At 38.7% G+C, this 15,054-nt stretch carries 16 protein-coding genes; 7 read left to right on the top strand and 9 right to left on the bottom strand.

Going from position 1 to position 15,054, the window contains the following annotated elements; all coding sequences use genetic code 11:
- Positions 1-264 precede the first annotated feature (264 nt).
- Positions 265-1,776, top strand: coding sequence for a sodium/proline symporter PutP (putP, locus tag CWB75_RS09435; protein WP_138570490.1), 1,512 nt, complete (start codon positions 265-267; stop codon positions 1,774-1,776).
- A gap of 214 nt (positions 1,777-1,990) precedes the next feature.
- On the opposite strand, the gene CWB75_RS09430 is transcribed toward putP, so the two are convergent.
- Entirely contained in the window at positions 1,991-2,290 is a 300-nt protein-coding gene (locus tag CWB75_RS09430; protein ID WP_010387955.1) for a YebG family protein, read from the bottom strand.
- Positions 2,291-2,586: 296 nt separating this feature from the next.
- Here CWB75_RS09430 and CWB75_RS09425 point away from each other — a divergent pair, with 296 nt between their 5' ends.
- Positions 2,587-2,880 carry a ComEA family DNA-binding protein gene (locus CWB75_RS09425; protein ID WP_055013029.1) on the top strand — a complete coding sequence of 98 codons (294 nt, stop codon included), beginning with the start codon at positions 2,587-2,589 and terminating at the stop codon, positions 2,878-2,880.
- A gap of 12 nt (positions 2,881-2,892) precedes the next feature.
- On the opposite strand, the gene CWB75_RS09420 is transcribed toward CWB75_RS09425, so the two are convergent.
- Together CWB75_RS09420 and dsbB are read right to left on the bottom strand one after the other, a co-directional pair.
- Positions 2,893-3,195, bottom strand: coding sequence for a DUF6170 family protein (locus CWB75_RS09420; RefSeq protein WP_010387958.1), 303 nt, complete (start codon positions 3,193-3,195; stop codon positions 2,893-2,895).
- Between the two features lies 1 nt (position 3,196).
- Positions 3,197-3,715: a disulfide bond formation protein DsbB gene (gene dsbB, locus CWB75_RS09415; protein ID WP_010387961.1), complete on the bottom strand. Its 519-nt coding sequence runs from the start codon at positions 3,713-3,715 to the stop codon at positions 3,197-3,199.
- Between the two features lie 390 nt (positions 3,716-4,105).
- On the opposite strand from dsbB, the gene fadR reads away from it, so the two are divergent.
- Both fadR and CWB75_RS09405 read left to right on the top strand, forming a co-directional pair.
- Positions 4,106-4,819 carry a fatty acid metabolism transcriptional regulator FadR gene (fadR, locus tag CWB75_RS09410; protein ID WP_008109093.1) on the top strand — a complete coding sequence of 238 codons (714 nt, stop codon included), beginning with the start codon at positions 4,106-4,108 and terminating at the stop codon, positions 4,817-4,819.
- A 233-nt stretch (positions 4,820-5,052) separates the two neighbouring features.
- Positions 5,053-5,658, top strand: a complete 606-nt coding sequence (locus CWB75_RS09405; RefSeq protein WP_008109095.1) for a peroxiredoxin — start codon at positions 5,053-5,055, stop codon at positions 5,656-5,658.
- Positions 5,659-5,721: 63 nt separating this feature from the next.
- Here the strand turns inward: CWB75_RS09405 and CWB75_RS09400 are convergent, their stop codons facing one another.
- Positions 5,722-8,316, bottom strand: a complete 2,595-nt coding sequence (locus CWB75_RS09400; RefSeq protein WP_138570489.1) for a TonB-dependent receptor — start codon at positions 8,314-8,316, stop codon at positions 5,722-5,724.
- A 292-nt stretch (positions 8,317-8,608) separates the two neighbouring features.
- Positions 8,609-9,088: an SsrA-binding protein SmpB gene (gene smpB / locus CWB75_RS09395; RefSeq protein WP_008109102.1), complete on the bottom strand. Its 480-nt coding sequence runs from the start codon at positions 9,086-9,088 to the stop codon at positions 8,609-8,611.
- Between the two features lie 148 nt (positions 9,089-9,236).
- Here smpB and CWB75_RS09390 point away from each other — a divergent pair, with 148 nt between their 5' ends.
- Together CWB75_RS09390 and CWB75_RS09385 are read left to right on the top strand one after the other, a co-directional pair.
- Entirely contained in the window at positions 9,237-9,677 is a 441-nt protein-coding gene (locus CWB75_RS09390) for a type II toxin-antitoxin system RatA family toxin (RefSeq protein WP_054201695.1), read from the top strand.
- A complete protein-coding gene (locus tag CWB75_RS09385; RefSeq protein WP_008109106.1) occupies positions 9,674-9,997 on the top strand; it encodes an RnfH family protein in 324 nt (107 codons plus the stop codon). Before CWB75_RS09390 ends, CWB75_RS09385 begins: the two co-directional genes overlap by 4 nt.
- 54 nt (positions 9,998-10,051) lie before the next feature.
- Here CWB75_RS09385 and CWB75_RS09380 read toward each other — a convergent pair whose 3' ends face one another.
- Positions 10,052-10,411 (bottom strand): outer membrane protein assembly factor BamE, encoded by a 360-nt coding sequence (locus tag CWB75_RS09380; protein WP_010387969.1) that lies wholly within the window; start codon positions 10,409-10,411, stop codon positions 10,052-10,054.
- Between the two features lie 106 nt (positions 10,412-10,517).
- Between CWB75_RS09380 and CWB75_RS09375 the strand changes: the two genes are divergently transcribed.
- Positions 10,518-10,859 (top strand): GIY-YIG nuclease family protein, encoded by a 342-nt coding sequence (locus CWB75_RS09375; protein ID WP_021033156.1) that lies wholly within the window; start codon positions 10,518-10,520, stop codon positions 10,857-10,859.
- On the opposite strand, the gene CWB75_RS09370 is transcribed toward CWB75_RS09375, so the two are convergent.
- The 3 genes from CWB75_RS09370 to CWB75_RS09360 form a co-directional block, all read right to left on the bottom strand.
- Positions 10,805-11,578, bottom strand: coding sequence for a M28 family peptidase (locus tag CWB75_RS09370; RefSeq protein WP_226915976.1), 774 nt, complete (start codon positions 11,576-11,578; stop codon positions 10,805-10,807). The genes CWB75_RS09375 and CWB75_RS09370 overlap by 55 nt on opposite strands.
- 139 nt (positions 11,579-11,717) lie before the next feature.
- A complete protein-coding gene (locus CWB75_RS09365) occupies positions 11,718-12,908 on the bottom strand; it encodes a tetratricopeptide repeat protein (protein WP_075169665.1) in 1,191 nt (396 codons plus the stop codon).
- Between the two features lie 77 nt (positions 12,909-12,985).
- The gene (locus CWB75_RS09360; protein ID WP_138570487.1) at positions 12,986-14,905 is read right to left on the bottom strand and encodes a methyl-accepting chemotaxis protein; all 1,920 of its coding nucleotides are present in this window, start codon (positions 14,903-14,905) and stop codon (positions 12,986-12,988) included.
- Positions 14,906-15,054: the final 149 nt, after the last annotated feature.

Genomic DNA, 15,054 nt, shown 5'->3' with positions numbered 1-15,054 from the left:
TTATTATTAATAAAATATCATGGCTTAGGTGATTTTTATTAATCTAAACTCATTGTTTTTTATTCTATTTGTTTTAAAAGCGAGCGAATAGATGGTTTTTTATCTACTTAAATTAGCGGGTTGGAGTTATTAGCAATTACCGTGTTATAGTTGGGTAGAAAGCTTTTATTCCAATACTGTCTTAATTATAAGATTTCAAGAGTCATTATTTGGATTACAAGCCTGTTATTACTTTTTTAAGTGGAGGCGAATTTGGAAACAGGAATGATTATTTCACTGGCATTGTACTTTATTGTAATGCTAGGAATAGGACTATACGCATATAAGCAATCTACCAGTGATATTTCAGGGTATATGCTAGGTGGTCGTAATTTAGCCCCCAGTGTAGCTGCCTTATCGGCTGGTGCATCAGATATGAGTGGTTGGTTATTAATGGGCTTACCCGGCGCAATGTATTTATTTGGGTTGAGTAAGGTTTGGATTGCAATTGGTTTAGTATTAGGTGCATGGGCAAACTACTTTTTAGTCGCCCCAAGACTGCGTGTCTATACTGAAAAAGCCAATGACTCCATTACTATCCCCGATTTCTTTGCAAATCGTTTTGATGACAACAAAAATATCCTACGTGTTATCTCTGCAATAGTAATTATAGTTTTCTTTACCTTATACACTTCATCGGGTGTTGTTGCCGGTGGTAAGTTATTTGAAAACTCATTTCAAATGAGTTACGAAATGGGCCTATACATCACCACTGGTGTGGTAGTGGTATATACCTTATTTGGTGGGTTTTTAGCGGTTAGCCTTACAGACTTTGTGCAAGGCTGTATCATGTTTATTTCGTTGTTAGCAGTGCCAATTGCCACTTATATGATGCTTGACCAGCCATTTATGGATACCTTAGCAAATGCAAATTATCAGCAGTTACTAAGCTCGCCTAAAGCAAGCGAAATTCATTCTTTAAGTATGCTTGACTGGTTTGCTGGTGGTTCTACTATTGCTATTATTTCTGCAATGGCATGGGGTTTAGGTTACTTTGGTCAGCCGCATATTATTGTTCGTTTCATGTCTATTCGTTCAGTAAAAGAAATGCCAACCATGCGTCGTATTGGTATGTCTTGGATGACGTTATCTGCTATTGGTGCGGTATTTACTGGCCTATTTGGTGCTGCATTCATGATTGAAAATCAAATGCCGATTGCCGATAAAGAAACAATTTTCTTAGTATTGGCTGAATTAATTTTCCACCCGTTAATTGCAGGTTTCCTACTGGCGGCTATTTTAGCTGCGATTATGAGTACTATCTCATCGCAATTGTTGGTGTGTTCAAGTTCTTTAACTGAGGACTTTTATAAGATTTACTTAAATCGTAATGCTTCGCAAACTGAGCTGGTATTAGTAGGCCGTATTAGCGTGATACTGGTTGCGTTATTTGCAATTTACTTAGCGTATGACCGCAATAGTTCAATACTAGATTTAGTAAGTAATGCATGGGCAGGTTTTGGTGCTGCATTTGGTCCATTGGTATTGTTTAGTCTTTACTGGAAGCGTATGAACCTAAAAGGGGCTATTAGCGGTATGGTTGTTGGTGCTCTAACTGTGCTTGTATGGATTTATGCGCCTATTACTATTAATGGTGATAGCTTAAGCAGCGTGATATATGAAATCGTCCCTGGCTTTATTTTAGCAAGTATTGCTATTGTAGTAGGAAGCCTTGTAACTGCTGAGCCAAAAAAGGAAATTACTGATCTGTTTGATGAAGTTGAATCGTCATTGTAATTGATTAGCTAACGTAAAGTTTTGGTTTAAAAAAATGCCAACCAGTTTAACTGGTTGGCATTTTTTATTGACTGACTTTTAACAATAGCAAATTGTGATGACTTACTCGCTTCTCGTTATCATTACTTAAAGACATAAAAAAACTGAATACGAATCACGAATTCAGTTTCATAAATTAGTAGTCGGCTTATAAGCTGCATTACTGTTTTTTAGATTAGCTCGCTGCTTTATCTTTTATATCAGCAACGTTATCTGACTTTGTTTTTTTAGCTTTTGCAGGTACTTCTTTAGTCCCCTTAAGTACCGCCATAAAGTCGTCTTTACTTTTCGCAATCTCAAGTGCAAGTGACTCAACTTGTTGTTCACTTAGAGGCACATCTACTTTTTCAAGCATTAGTTCTAGTGACTCCGCGATATCGAGCATTTTGTCATAGGCATCAGCTTCTTTTTTAGTAGTAAACGTCATGCGCTCGACTCCGTTTCGTTCTACAACATATTTAACAACAACAGCCATGATTTCTCCTGCTTACTTACGTGGCAATATGATTATTTTAAATCATTAGATTACTGTTTTTATGTACAGTACAAGCTTGCGCGTTATTTTGCAAGCTTTAGCCTTAGTTTATCTGCAGCTTAATTGACAATAAAGGCCAACTCTACTTTATTTATTAAGTCACTTTATAACGCGTTGCAGTAAAGGAGTCGCAAGGAGTGATTGTTACCGTTAGTACTTAGTAACCACAACTTACTTAAAAGTGCTGGGTGTAAATAATCAACGAATGTTCATGTAGGAACACAAAAGGAAATAGTATGAAATTAATTAAAATAATCTCGTTAGCAGCTGCTTTATGTTTATTACCTATGGGTACCACCTTTGCGCAAAGCGATATGCTATCAGAGCAGATGCAATCAGCCATGGTTAATATTAATACTGCTGATTTAAAACAGTTAATTAAGTTACCAGGTGTCGGTAAGAAAAAGGCACAGGCAATTATCGACTATAGAGAAGCTAATGGTGATTTCGCATCACTTGAAGATCTAGCTAAAGTAAAAGGGGTGGGTAAAAAAATGCTAGCCAAACTTGATGGAAAGGTGACGTTTTAACTAAAAAGGGCGCTATGCGCCCTGATCAAACTGTTTTAAGGCAGCACCAAGGTGCTTTTTAGCAAAGTTAATATCTACTGGTGCTGTTAATAGCGGATAGCTCAACCCAGCTACAATTAAAAAGGGCACCAGTAACCAACCTTCGAAAAGAGTAAATATTAAAAAGAATGGGCTTAATAGCATCAGCTTTAGTATGCGTATAAAGACTCTGTCACTGGGTGATAGCATGCTTAAAGAGATAGCTATAACAGTTTGTCGTTGACGAACTTTTAAATGTTTAAGCTCATCAACTTGGCTTGAAAAAAAAGTAAACATATTAAAGTGACTTTTTAGTAATTAATCGACTGGCCACTAATATAAACAGTGTGGCGGTAAAGAGTACAAAAATAATTTCCATCCATGCTGGCATACTTAGGCTGGCAAATTGCCAATCTATATTTCCGCAATCACCTGTCGCTTCAAAAAATTGTGGTATCCAGTGATGTAACGGCATAAATTCTGGAAAATTTGGCTCAAATTCACAGCTAAATGCAAATGGGTCTGTGGTTGTTTGCATTTCAATATGCTCACGAGCTATTAGTAGCCCCCATACACTTGAAATCCCCCATGTTGTATAGGCAACAATACGTACTGCGAGATTGTTTGGTTTACTAGCTCCAATAATACCCGCAAAAAGTAGACCTAATACTGCGGTGCGCTGGTAAATACACATAATACATGGCGCTAACCCCATGTTGTATTGAAAGAAAAGTGCAGTAACTTCAAGTAGAAAAACAATCCCACTGAATAATAACCAAGGTGTACGCTGAGTACTTAGATTAGCAAGCCAGTTCATAACAAATCCGTATTTAAATAAGGGCTTAGATTATGACTTAGGATAAACAGCGGGGCAAGTAAAAGGAAAAAACGAGGGCTATGAAAGCTTGTCGTCCCTCAAAGTTAGAGATCCTGTGCTGCATGACTTCCCCTAATCGACCTACTCAGAGCCATCAAGTTAATCATGATTCATGAATAGGAAAGAGGTATAGAATAATAGTTAAAGTGTCTCGTATGAATAATAGGTGGGCATTCATATTGTGTTTAATTTCTACCAGTAAAGTTACCCTTTTAATCACATACCTAGGTAATTTAACTTACTTTACTTGTTAGTTGTGACTTGTCTGGTACAATCAGTCAGTTAATCGTATGTAGCGATGTAATGTGAATTAATTCGAGTAGGAATTGAATGAGAATTTTTAAAGCGAAAAGCCCAGCAGGATTTGCTGAGGAATACATAGTAGAGTCAATCTGGAATGGTGATTTCCCTCCAGGTTCAATTCTGCCAGCTGAGCGTGAACTCTCAGAGTTAATTGGTGTTACTAGAACCACATTGCGTGAAGTATTACAACGATTAGCCAGAGACGGTTGGTTAACAATCCAACATGGTAAACCCACTCGCGTAAATAATTTTTGGGAAACGTCAGGACTAAATATCCTTGAAACACTGGCTCGTTTAGACGAAGATAAAATGCCAGAGCTAACTGATCAGTTACTTTCAGCTCGCACTAACATCAGCGCGATTTACACTCGTGCAGCAATAAAGCTTGCACCAGAGCGTGTTATTGAAATTTTATCGCAAAGTGATGAACTAGAAGACAGCGCACAAGCATTTGCTGATTATGACTATAAAGTGCACCATGAGTTAGCTGTTGCTGGTAACAACCGCATATATGTGCTGATCCTTAATGGTTTTAAAGGCTTTTATTCTAAGATTGGTTGTCATTACTTTTCAGATCCTCGTACCCGTGAGCTTGCACGTCAATTCTATAAAGATTTAACTAAGCTTGCTGAGAATAAAGAGCACGATGGTGCGATATTCATGATGCGCAAGTATGGTCATCAAACCGGTGAAATATGGCAACATATTCGCGGTGATATGCCTAGCGACATTATGGATTAGTAAAAAAGCCTGCTTTAAGCAGGCTTTTTTATGAACAATAATTAGTGCATTTATCAAGCGTTCGCTATTTTAGAACGGCGCTATCTATAAATACGATTGTTAATTTATTTTTGATAGCCATAGAATAATGATTAATTAGATATGGTGCTATTGTAATTTAAGAATTAGTGCCCATATTACTATCAGTATTGCGTAAGCAATTGACAATAAACTCAAAATATTTGGAGAATAAAATGGGTGTATTAGTAGGCCGTCAGGCACCAGACTTTACCGCTGCAGCTGTTCTAGGTAACGGTGAGATTGTAGATAGCTATAACCTTCACGAAAAAATCAAAGGTAAAAAAGCAGTAATCTTTTTCTACCCACTAGATTTCACTTTTGTATGTCCTTCTGAGCTTATTGCTTTTGATAAGCGCTATGCAGAATTCCAAAAACGTGGTGTAGAAGTAATTGGTGTTTCAATCGATTCACAGTTCTCACACAACGCATGGCGTAACACGGCTGTAGCAGACGGCGGTATTGGTAAAGTTCAATACGCACTAGTTGCAGACGTTAAGCACGAAATCTGTAAAGCATACGACGTTGAGCACCCAGAAGCCGGCGTTGCATTTCGTGGTTCTTTCTTAATCGACGAAGAAGGTAACGTACGTCACCAAGTAGTGAACGATTTACCACTTGGTCGTAACATCGACGAAATGATCCGTATGGTTGATGCACTAGCATTCCACAGCGAGCACGGCGAAGTATGTCCTGCTGGTTGGACTGAAGGTAAAAAAGGAATGGACGCAAGCCCTGAAGGCGTAGCTAAATTCTTATCTGAAAACGAAGGCGAGCTATAATTTAGCCCTTTAGTTTAAGATAAAAAAACCGCCATATTGGCGGTTTTTTTTATTGCTTTTTAATTAAAACGAAAAGCTCACTTTAGTGTAAATGTAACGACCTCGAGGGTTATGTACACCCGATGCGTAACCATACAGATCTGAATCACCATCACCAATTGCAAATGGTGGCTCTTCATCAAATAAGTTATTAACACCTAACGATACTTTAGCTGACTCAGTAATACGATATGAGGTTTGTAAATCAACCAATACTTGAGAATCAACAGTACGTGATGTATTACTATCGAAGTCTAAGTTGCCATCGAAATCGATATCTGGCGTATCTTCAAACTCACCCACATAACTAATGTTCATGTTCGTGTTGAATTGGCCAATTTCCCAGTTTGTTGAGAAAATCCAACGGTGCTCTGGGTAACCATATTCACCGGTGTAATCGCGGCCGTCTTTTTCAAACTTATCTTGGTAAGCCCACTCTAAATTGAATTTCAGTAAGCCTAAATCATCCAGTGAATGGTTGTAGTTTGCTGAAATATCTACGCCAGAAACTTCTTGTGATGAAACGTTTTCAAAAGTACTGAAAATCTTTTGAATAGTTCCTAGGCTGTCTGTACCTGATGGTGGTAAGCGAACACATACTGTACTATTTTGGTTATTACACTCTGAGTTGTAAATTGGACCAAACTCTTGCTCATCAATTTTATTATCTTGGGTGATACTCCACACATCAACACTTAAACCAAAGTCAGTTGTGGGTGCCCAAATAAACCCAACGTTCCAAGATTCAGACTCTTCAGCTTCTAAATCTGGGTTACCGGCAAATTCAATGTTGTAATCTAGCGCATCACAATCTTTACCTGTTGCATCACAGCGGTAGTTATCAATAAAAAACTGACTCTCCTGAGATGGCCCTAAACCTACTTGTGCCAGTGAAGGTGCTCTAAAGCCTTGCGCCCAAGAACCACGAACTGTGATTTCATCAGTAGGTGCCCAGCGTAAAGCGACTTTAGGATTTGTGGTGGTACCAAAGTCACTGTAATCATCGTAACGACCTGCAAGTTGTAGTTCTAAGTTCTCAGCAAGTGGAATTGAAAACTCTACATAGGCAGCGTATTGGTCGCGCTCTGCGGCAGCTGAAACTGACTCGGTACCAAAGATTAATCCACGTTGAAATTGATCATCTGGAATATCAGTCACGTCTTCTTCGCGGTATTCAATACCGGCTGCCATCATGACAACATCATCACCAAAGTTAAATGCTTCACCTGAGATGTTAGCATCGAACGACGTCATATGAGACTCACCTTGGCGAACCAAGCTTGTAGTAATCCTGTCAATTACAGCCGGATCGTTGTAAGTGCCGCCAAATGGGTTGTAGTTGCCAGCGTCAATTTCTTGTTGTAAGAAGTCGGTGCGAACCCAACCTTGTGAGCGATCGCCTGTTTGTAATGACTTGCTACGACCTTTTTGTACCGCTGTTTCCCAACTCCAGTCGTTAATTTCACCTTTTAAACCAGCAACAAAACGTAATGTATCTGATTCGATATCCCATTGACGCGCGCCTGCATCCACTGTTCTGTATCGACCAATTTCTATATCTTGACCGAACGGGTTATTTGGATGATTCCCTGGTACAGTTAAACCTGCATCTTCATCGAGTGGCGTTGGTGCACCCGCTGCAACTGAGCTGTTATGCTGTACAGCCATTTCTAAAAAGCCGGTGATGCCATTGTCAAAACGGTATTCAAATTGTGAGATTGCGCCCACACGTTCTGATGCAGGGGCAATATAGCCGAATGGACCATAGTCAAATAAACAACTACCGCTTGATGTTGCGTTTTCTGCAGGACATGCAGGGTCGATTGTTTTAACGCCATCAACATAGAAGTAGCCAGGGAAACCACGTGAAGAACGGAAATCTTCACCGCCATATGGAGACTGATTAGCGGTACCTAAGCGGCCCATTTCATCTGATGATAAAGAAGTGTTCTTAAAGTAATCAATAATAACGGATGCACTACTTTTTGCACTTGTTGTACCCCAAACAATGCTAGCCGTGGTTTCTTCATAGTTAGGACCATCTGTGCCGCCGTAACCTAAATTAACTTCAATACCGTCGATGTCTTTTTTCAAGATAACGTTTACAACACCTGCTACAGCATCAGAGCCATAGATTGCTGATGCGCCATCTTTTAAAATATCAATACGTTCGATTGCTGAAACAGGAATACTGTTTATATCAACAAATGAGTTGGTGATCCCTTCTGCAAATGCGCTTATAGCAACACGACGACCATTAATAAGTACCAAGGTAGCATCAGCCCCTAAACCACGAAGGCTGACGGCAGCTGAACCATTAGCGGTCGAGTCTTGGTTATTACCACGGGTTGAAAAGGTACCATTACCTGCAACAGGCATTCTTTCAAGCAGCTGTTGTAGGTTGTCATAACCCATGTTTTCGATGTCTTCTTTATTAATGGATTGTACTGGTGATGGGCCTTCTATATCGGAACGTTTGATACGAGAGCCTGTTACTTGAATACGTTCTACTTTTTCTGCAGTTTGCTGTGCAGCATAAGTTGTTGTACTAAAACCTGCTGACAATGCGATAGTAGCACCGATGATTAAGCTCGGTGTAAATGCAATTGATTGCTTCATCCTTAAGTCCTTGTTGATATGTTATAATTTACTTGTTTTTACAAGTCGAATTATTAATACCATGTAACTTAAGTGTTATCAATTAGCCGCAAAGATGATTTTGTTATCGGCACGAATATGTACTTATTTTCTTAATAAAGGAAAACGATGGGATACTCGCTATCTGGTGCGGGAGGGGGGTCTTCTCATTATTTAAAAATAAATCACCGAGCGACTTTAATTTGTAATAATTTGTATTTTGCTAAAAATTTAATTAAAAAAAAACGCCTAACATGATGTTAGACGTTTTTATTTAAACTTTATGTTTCATTAAACGTTCTTTTTCACGGGACCAATCTTTATTTTTGCCGTCTTCACGTTTGTCATGCATTTTCTTACCTTTAGCTAAATGGAATTCAAGCTTCACCCAGCATTTTTTCCAATACATAGCGGTGGCAACTAATGAATAACCATCACGTTCAGTTGCACCAACTAAGCGGTCAAGCTCACGCCTGCTTAGTAGTAATTTACGGTAACGTAGCGGGTCACAAATAACATGGGTCGATGCGCTATTTAAAGGCTGAATGGTACTGCCTAATAAAAATGCTTCACCGTTTTTAAGATGAATATAAGTTTCAGAGATATTTACTTTACCTGCTCGGATACTTTTTACTTCCCAGCCTTGGAGTTCAACACCTGCTTCAAACTTGTCGTGTAAAAAATACTCGTGTCGCGCTTTTTTATTTAGCGCGATGGTATTACTTGTCGATTTTGATGAATTTTTCTTAGCCATAGTGCCCTATAATATACGTTATACAAGATGTTTTACATCGATTTTTTTAAATTATACATGCAAAAGCGAAGGATTAATTTAAGCGCGATGAAAGTTTGGGGAAACGCACAAAGCTTGCTAAAATTCCTGCACACAGTTGGGAGTGAGTATGCCACAAATAGAAAAAAGCGCGCTGGTTATGTACAGCACTAAAGAGATGTTTGATCTAGTCAATGATGTAGAAGCCTATTCACAGTTTTTACCTAATTGTTCAGACTCAAAAATTATTAAGCAGCATGATAATAACATGACCGCTAGTTTAGAAATATCTAAAGCCGGCATAAAAAAATGGTTTACCACTGAAAATACGCTAATTGATGAGCAAACAGTGATGCTTCGCTTGGTTGATGGTCCTTTTAAAACCCTACAGGGTCGCTGGCACTTTCAGCAATTAGATACACATGCGTGTAAGGTTAATTTACAGCTAGAGTTTGAATTTTCAAGTAAGCTCATAGAGCTGGCGTTTGGTAAAATTTTTAATGATGTGGCAAAAAACATGGTGAGTGCGTTTACTCAACGTGCAAAAACAGTGTATGGAGAACGTGCATGATCAATATTGAAGTTGTGTTCGCGTTACCCACTAAGGCAACCACATTAAATATAGAAGTGCTGCAAGGCACAACGGCTGAGCAAGCGGTAATACAATCAGGGATTATTAAAAAATGCCCTGAGATTGATGCAACCGATTTAACTTTAGGCGTATGGAACAGAACGGTGAAGCTAAATCATGAGCTTAAAGATGGCGATAGAATTGAAATTTACCGCCCATTAATTGCCGACCCTAAAGATGCTCGCAGAAAACGTGCTGAAAAAGCCAAAGAAGAGGGCCGCGCTAATAAAGTCACTGGTGGCCGGCCGTTAGATCGTTAGATACAAAAAAGGTGAGCCATGCTCACCTTTTTTAATTAAACCTTATATAGCTTCTTATTGCTCTAAAGGCGTTGTAAAGTTTTCTGGTTGCTCATAGTCGCCCGATACTGTAACTAGCTTTTCATTTTCAAAGTTTAGTACTAATGATTTAAACTGTTCATTAGCACGCCCTTTATTGAAGCTGTATACATAACGCCAAGTATTTTTATCGAAGGCGTCTTCGGCAATGGGTCTGCCTAATACGTAAATTACTTGTTCGCGAGTCATATTAACGCGAAGCTTATCAACGTCTGATTGTTCTAAAAAGTTACCTTGAGGGATGTTGATTCTGTATACCCAGCTAGAACAACCTGCGGCTGAACTAAGCGTTAAAGCGACGATAAGCCAAAGAGAAAAAGTTTTTAACGACTGCATTGTTAGTTGTGATCCTTATTTTTTATAATCTGCATGATACCGATTAGTCACTCAAGGTAAAACCCTTTTGAGTAATTGTTTTTGTTTAGCGCGTTAAGGCGAGGTTTTGACCATTAATAATCAAAAAAGTTTAAACAATGAGTTGTGCAAAATTAAAAATAAACCGCCAACTTGGTCACTTTATATTGTGCAAACACGGTTTGGTCATTGGTATACCGGTATTACTGTTGATGTTGCTCGACGTATCGCTACTCATCAAGCAGGTAAAGGAGCAAAAAACCTCAAAGGTAAAGGGCCGCTTATGCTGATTCATCAACAACAAGTAGGTACTAAAAGCGACGCAAGCAAATTAGAATATGCGATAAAAAAACTTCCACGAGCAAAAAAAGAGGCTTATGTTGCTGCTTTTAAAGAGGGAGTTAATACCGCGGAGTTTGTCAAAAGCTGATTAATAAATTCCTCAATTAGCAATACGGCTTCTTGATAGAGGGGAGCGTTAATATTTTCGAGCGTATCTCTGGCACTATGGTGGTAGTTATCTGCCCCCATAGAAAAGTACACATACGGAATTTTTTGTTTAGCGAATGAATAATGGTCGCTGGCTCTGCGCCAATCTATTTGTTTCGTGTTGGTGAGTCGGCTCATTTTTCGTGATGAATAAACAGGCTTTAATTTGATCTTGTCCCCGTTAATCTGAGTAAATAACGGATTAAGCTGGGCTTTTAAAGATCGACTTGTTAGCGCGTATAAACGCTTATGTGACTTTTTAATTGCCAACATATCTAAGTTAATATTTAAAACAATCGGGAGCTGGCGTATTGTTTTAGCAAAGTGCTCACTGCCGTGTAAACCATTTTCTTCAGCGTCTGTTGCAACAAACATAAAACGATATGAAGAAGAATCCGTTAGCGCATTCGATAAATAAAGTAATGCAGCAACACCCGAGGCATTATCGTTAGCACCTGGGTGTAATTTTCCTGCTTTTAGACCTAGATGATCATAATGCGCAGTAATAACAATTACAGGTAAATCTTTTACAGTATTAGTGGCAATAATATTAACGCCTTGTGCGCTAGAGAATAGCCCTGAGGAATAAGTAAAAGGTTGTTCACTTACTGTAAGTTGATGCTCTTTGAAGCGTGTTTTTAAATACTCCCTTGTGAGCAAGGCTGCATGGCTATTCGTTTTTCTACCAGCTAACTCCGAGCTGGTTAATATAGTTAAATCAGCTAATAATTGCGGCTCAATCTGTTTACAAAGGCCGCCCCAACTTATAAAAACTATGATACAGGTTAAGCTAAATAATTTAATGATGATTCGCCTTAGCGGTGAGTGACTTTAATGCGATAAGCTTATTGTCATAGCGCTGTTTTTCATGATCAAAGTCTGCTTTTTTTCTAGCTTTACGCAAATGAAACTCCGCTCTAGTTATATTATTTAATTCAAAATAACTGCGCGCTAGCCCAAAGTGGCTTTCATGAAGTGTCGGTGACATAGCGTTTGCTTTTTTATAATGGCTAATTGCATTTGCGTAATCACCATTCACATAGTCACTGTTTCCAAGCGATATATGATAGTAAGGGTTTTCTTGGCGCTTTTTGTCAAGCTTTGCCAATAGCTTTTCGCCTTCGGCTACTCTATTTGTAAGTTTATATAATAATGCTAAATTACCTTGCGCAGTATTATCATTGGCGTTTAAGGCAATAGCATAGCTGTACATTTGCTCCGCTTGCTTTAAATCATCTAATTGTTTAAAGAGTACCCCTAAATTGCCCCAGCTAGCACTAAATGAAGCGTCGGTATTAATTGCGGCTTTGAAATAGCTATACGCTAAATCATAGTGTTTATTTACCAGTGCCTCACCGCCTTTATTATTATAAAACATGGCGGTCACTCGTTTTTTTGACAGCGATGAGGTTGCAAAACGGGCTTGTCGGCTATTGGGGTCAAAATCAATGATTAAGCGCTTATTACGCTGATAAACAAGTGAGCTGTCTTTGAGCTTAGTTTTATTGTCTATGGCAAGGTTGATGTGCCCAGTGAGTAAATTAAATCCTTGATTTAACGCCCAGTACTCAGGAACATGTACTTTTTGAAAGCGCGCTTTAAGGCCTAAATGTTCGGCTAAGCTATACGCTAAAATAGAGAGGGAAAGACAATTAGCATTTAAATTTTGATAGCTTTGAGATGCAGTTTGTGTGCTAGTAGATTGGTAAGATAGTGAGTTATCACCATTTGTGAGTAAAAAACTAAGTAGACTATAGGCAATTTTATCAGCCGATTTATTTTTTTGTACATAAGCACTTAATTGCTGTTTGAGACTCTGGTCGAGTTGAAATATTTGCAGCTCAGACTCGATAGGCTGCTGTTGAAGTTGCATTGGGGGAGTAATAATAGGGATTGGCACGCTTAAATTGGCGTTATTTGTAGTGCTACACGCACTTAAACTCAGCAAGCAGACAGCCAGTAAATAATGTTTACCTTGAACAGCACTCATACACACCTCTGTACAAAAAACACACTTAAGTATAGTGGTTATTTTGTACAGAGGTTATTTAAAACGTAACAAACTATTTAACGCTGCTGATTAAACGTGGCAACTAGCGCATCAAGTGTTTGTGCGCTGGTGGCTAAGTCACGAATTGCTTGTTCGGTATTTATTTGTTCACTCATTGATTTATCACTGATCTCACTAATTTGCTCAATACTTCCACCCACATCGTTCACTACACTGCTTTGTTGTTCGGTGGCTGTGGCAATTAGAGTTGCCATATCGTTAATTTCATTCGCTGTTTCAGTAATAGTATTAAGTAACTCAACCGAGTTTTGCATTGCGCTAACGCTTTGTTGGGCTTTATTTTTTGATTGGCTAATATCATTTACAACATCATCTGAAATTTGAGTGAGCTCTTCAATCATTGATTGAATTTCAGTGGTTGACTGTGATGTACGATTTGCCAGTGCTCTAACTTCGTCAGCAACGACTGCAAAACCTCGACCATGTTCACCTGCACGTGCAGATTCAATGGCTGCATTGAGAGCCAGTAAGTTGGTTTGCTCTGAAATCCCTCTAATTGAATCTACAATACTGGCAATGTCTATGGTTTTTTTAGAAAGCAGTGCAACTTGCTCGGTAATACCATCGATGTCGCTGGCAAGGGCTGAGATTGTCGTTTGGCTTTGTAATACTTGTTGATGGCTTTGTTTGGTATTATCGCGACTATCGTTGGTTAACTTAGCTGCATTTGCTGCACTTTGTGCTATTTCTTGCACTGTAGCGCCCATTTCATTTATCGCTGCAGCAACTGAAATAGTTTGCTCTTTTTGTTTATCCAGCGCTAAGGAGTTTTGTTTTGCTTGCGCAAAGACATGATCAGAACTTTGACGAATACCATGGCTTTCATCAGCGACTTGCACAATGGCGGTTTCTATTTTCTCAATAAACTGGTTGAACCCTGACGTTAAATTATTGAGTTCAGGTTGAGGTGATGCTGGTAGACGATACGCTAAATTAGCATCACCGCGGCCTAAACGAGAAAACAACTCCGCCATTTTTGATAACGGTGAGGCTAAAGAGCGAGCTAACAAGTAACTTATCACGCTTGCGATAAGTGCTGTAATGATAGTAAATGTGAATATTTGCCACTCGAGGGTGTTTACACTTGCGAATACCTCGCTTTTTGGTACTTGAGCCAACACAAATAAGTCGGTGTTTTTAATTGGTGTGGCAGCAATCAGCGTGGCTTGTCCGTTAATATTTACTTCTTCTAAAGTAAAACCATTTTCATCAAGTAATTTGTTATGAATATTAGCACTATAAATACTATCTATATTAACCTTAGCGACTTTAGCTGCATCTTTGTGTAGCTGAATTAAGCCACTTTTATCGGCAATAAATACAAATCCTGACTGCTCAATTTTAAATTGCTGTAGTAGCTTTTGCATATCAGTAATGCTTTTTGCTAAGCCCGCCAAGCCGAATCCATTAGGCTGTTGGTGATTAACAAACATTTTTACATCGTTTGCCGACTCTTGATAAATACTGATTGAATAAGGTTGTTTTGATTGGGTAAAAGCAAAAAACCAACCATCTGTAGCATCATTTTTTAACACCCGTAAAAAGCCATCTTGATTCCAATATTGCGCGGTATTTTTATTTGCCCACGAAGCAGTTGCAAGATCATATTGCTCAACTAAACGATTAAGTTCTTTGAGTAATAACGCATCGTTGGTGTTGCCAGAGTTTGCCCAATCTAAAATAAAGGCATTGGCAGAAAGCTGCTGTGCTGCGCCTAAAAGTTCATTGATCTCCCCACCAATATGATTACTGATTGTTTGCAGCTTGCTTGGCAGTTCTGATTCGATCATGCGTTGCTCAATAATATTCTTTGAGTTATGTAAAGACGTCAAACCAATTAATACAGCAACACAAATAGCAATGATGCTTCCAAGTGCTGTAATTTTTTGAGTAATAGAGAGATTTTGTATCGTCATGGTAGTGCTTATATATTTACAACTGAGGCAATGAGGCGATTATTCTAGCACATTATTTATTTTCGGCTATTGATGATTAATTTACATTAAAAAAGCCCACAGCAAAATGCAAGTGGGCTTGGTTTCTAACAAGTGAAAGTTCTAGGGTT

Source organism: Pseudoalteromonas sp. S1608 (assembly GCF_005887265.1).
GTDB lineage: Bacteria > Pseudomonadota > Gammaproteobacteria > Enterobacterales > Alteromonadaceae > Pseudoalteromonas > Pseudoalteromonas undina.
The sequence above is the reverse complement of the archived record's forward strand: the minus strand, read 5'-3'. Positions and strand labels throughout refer to the sequence as shown.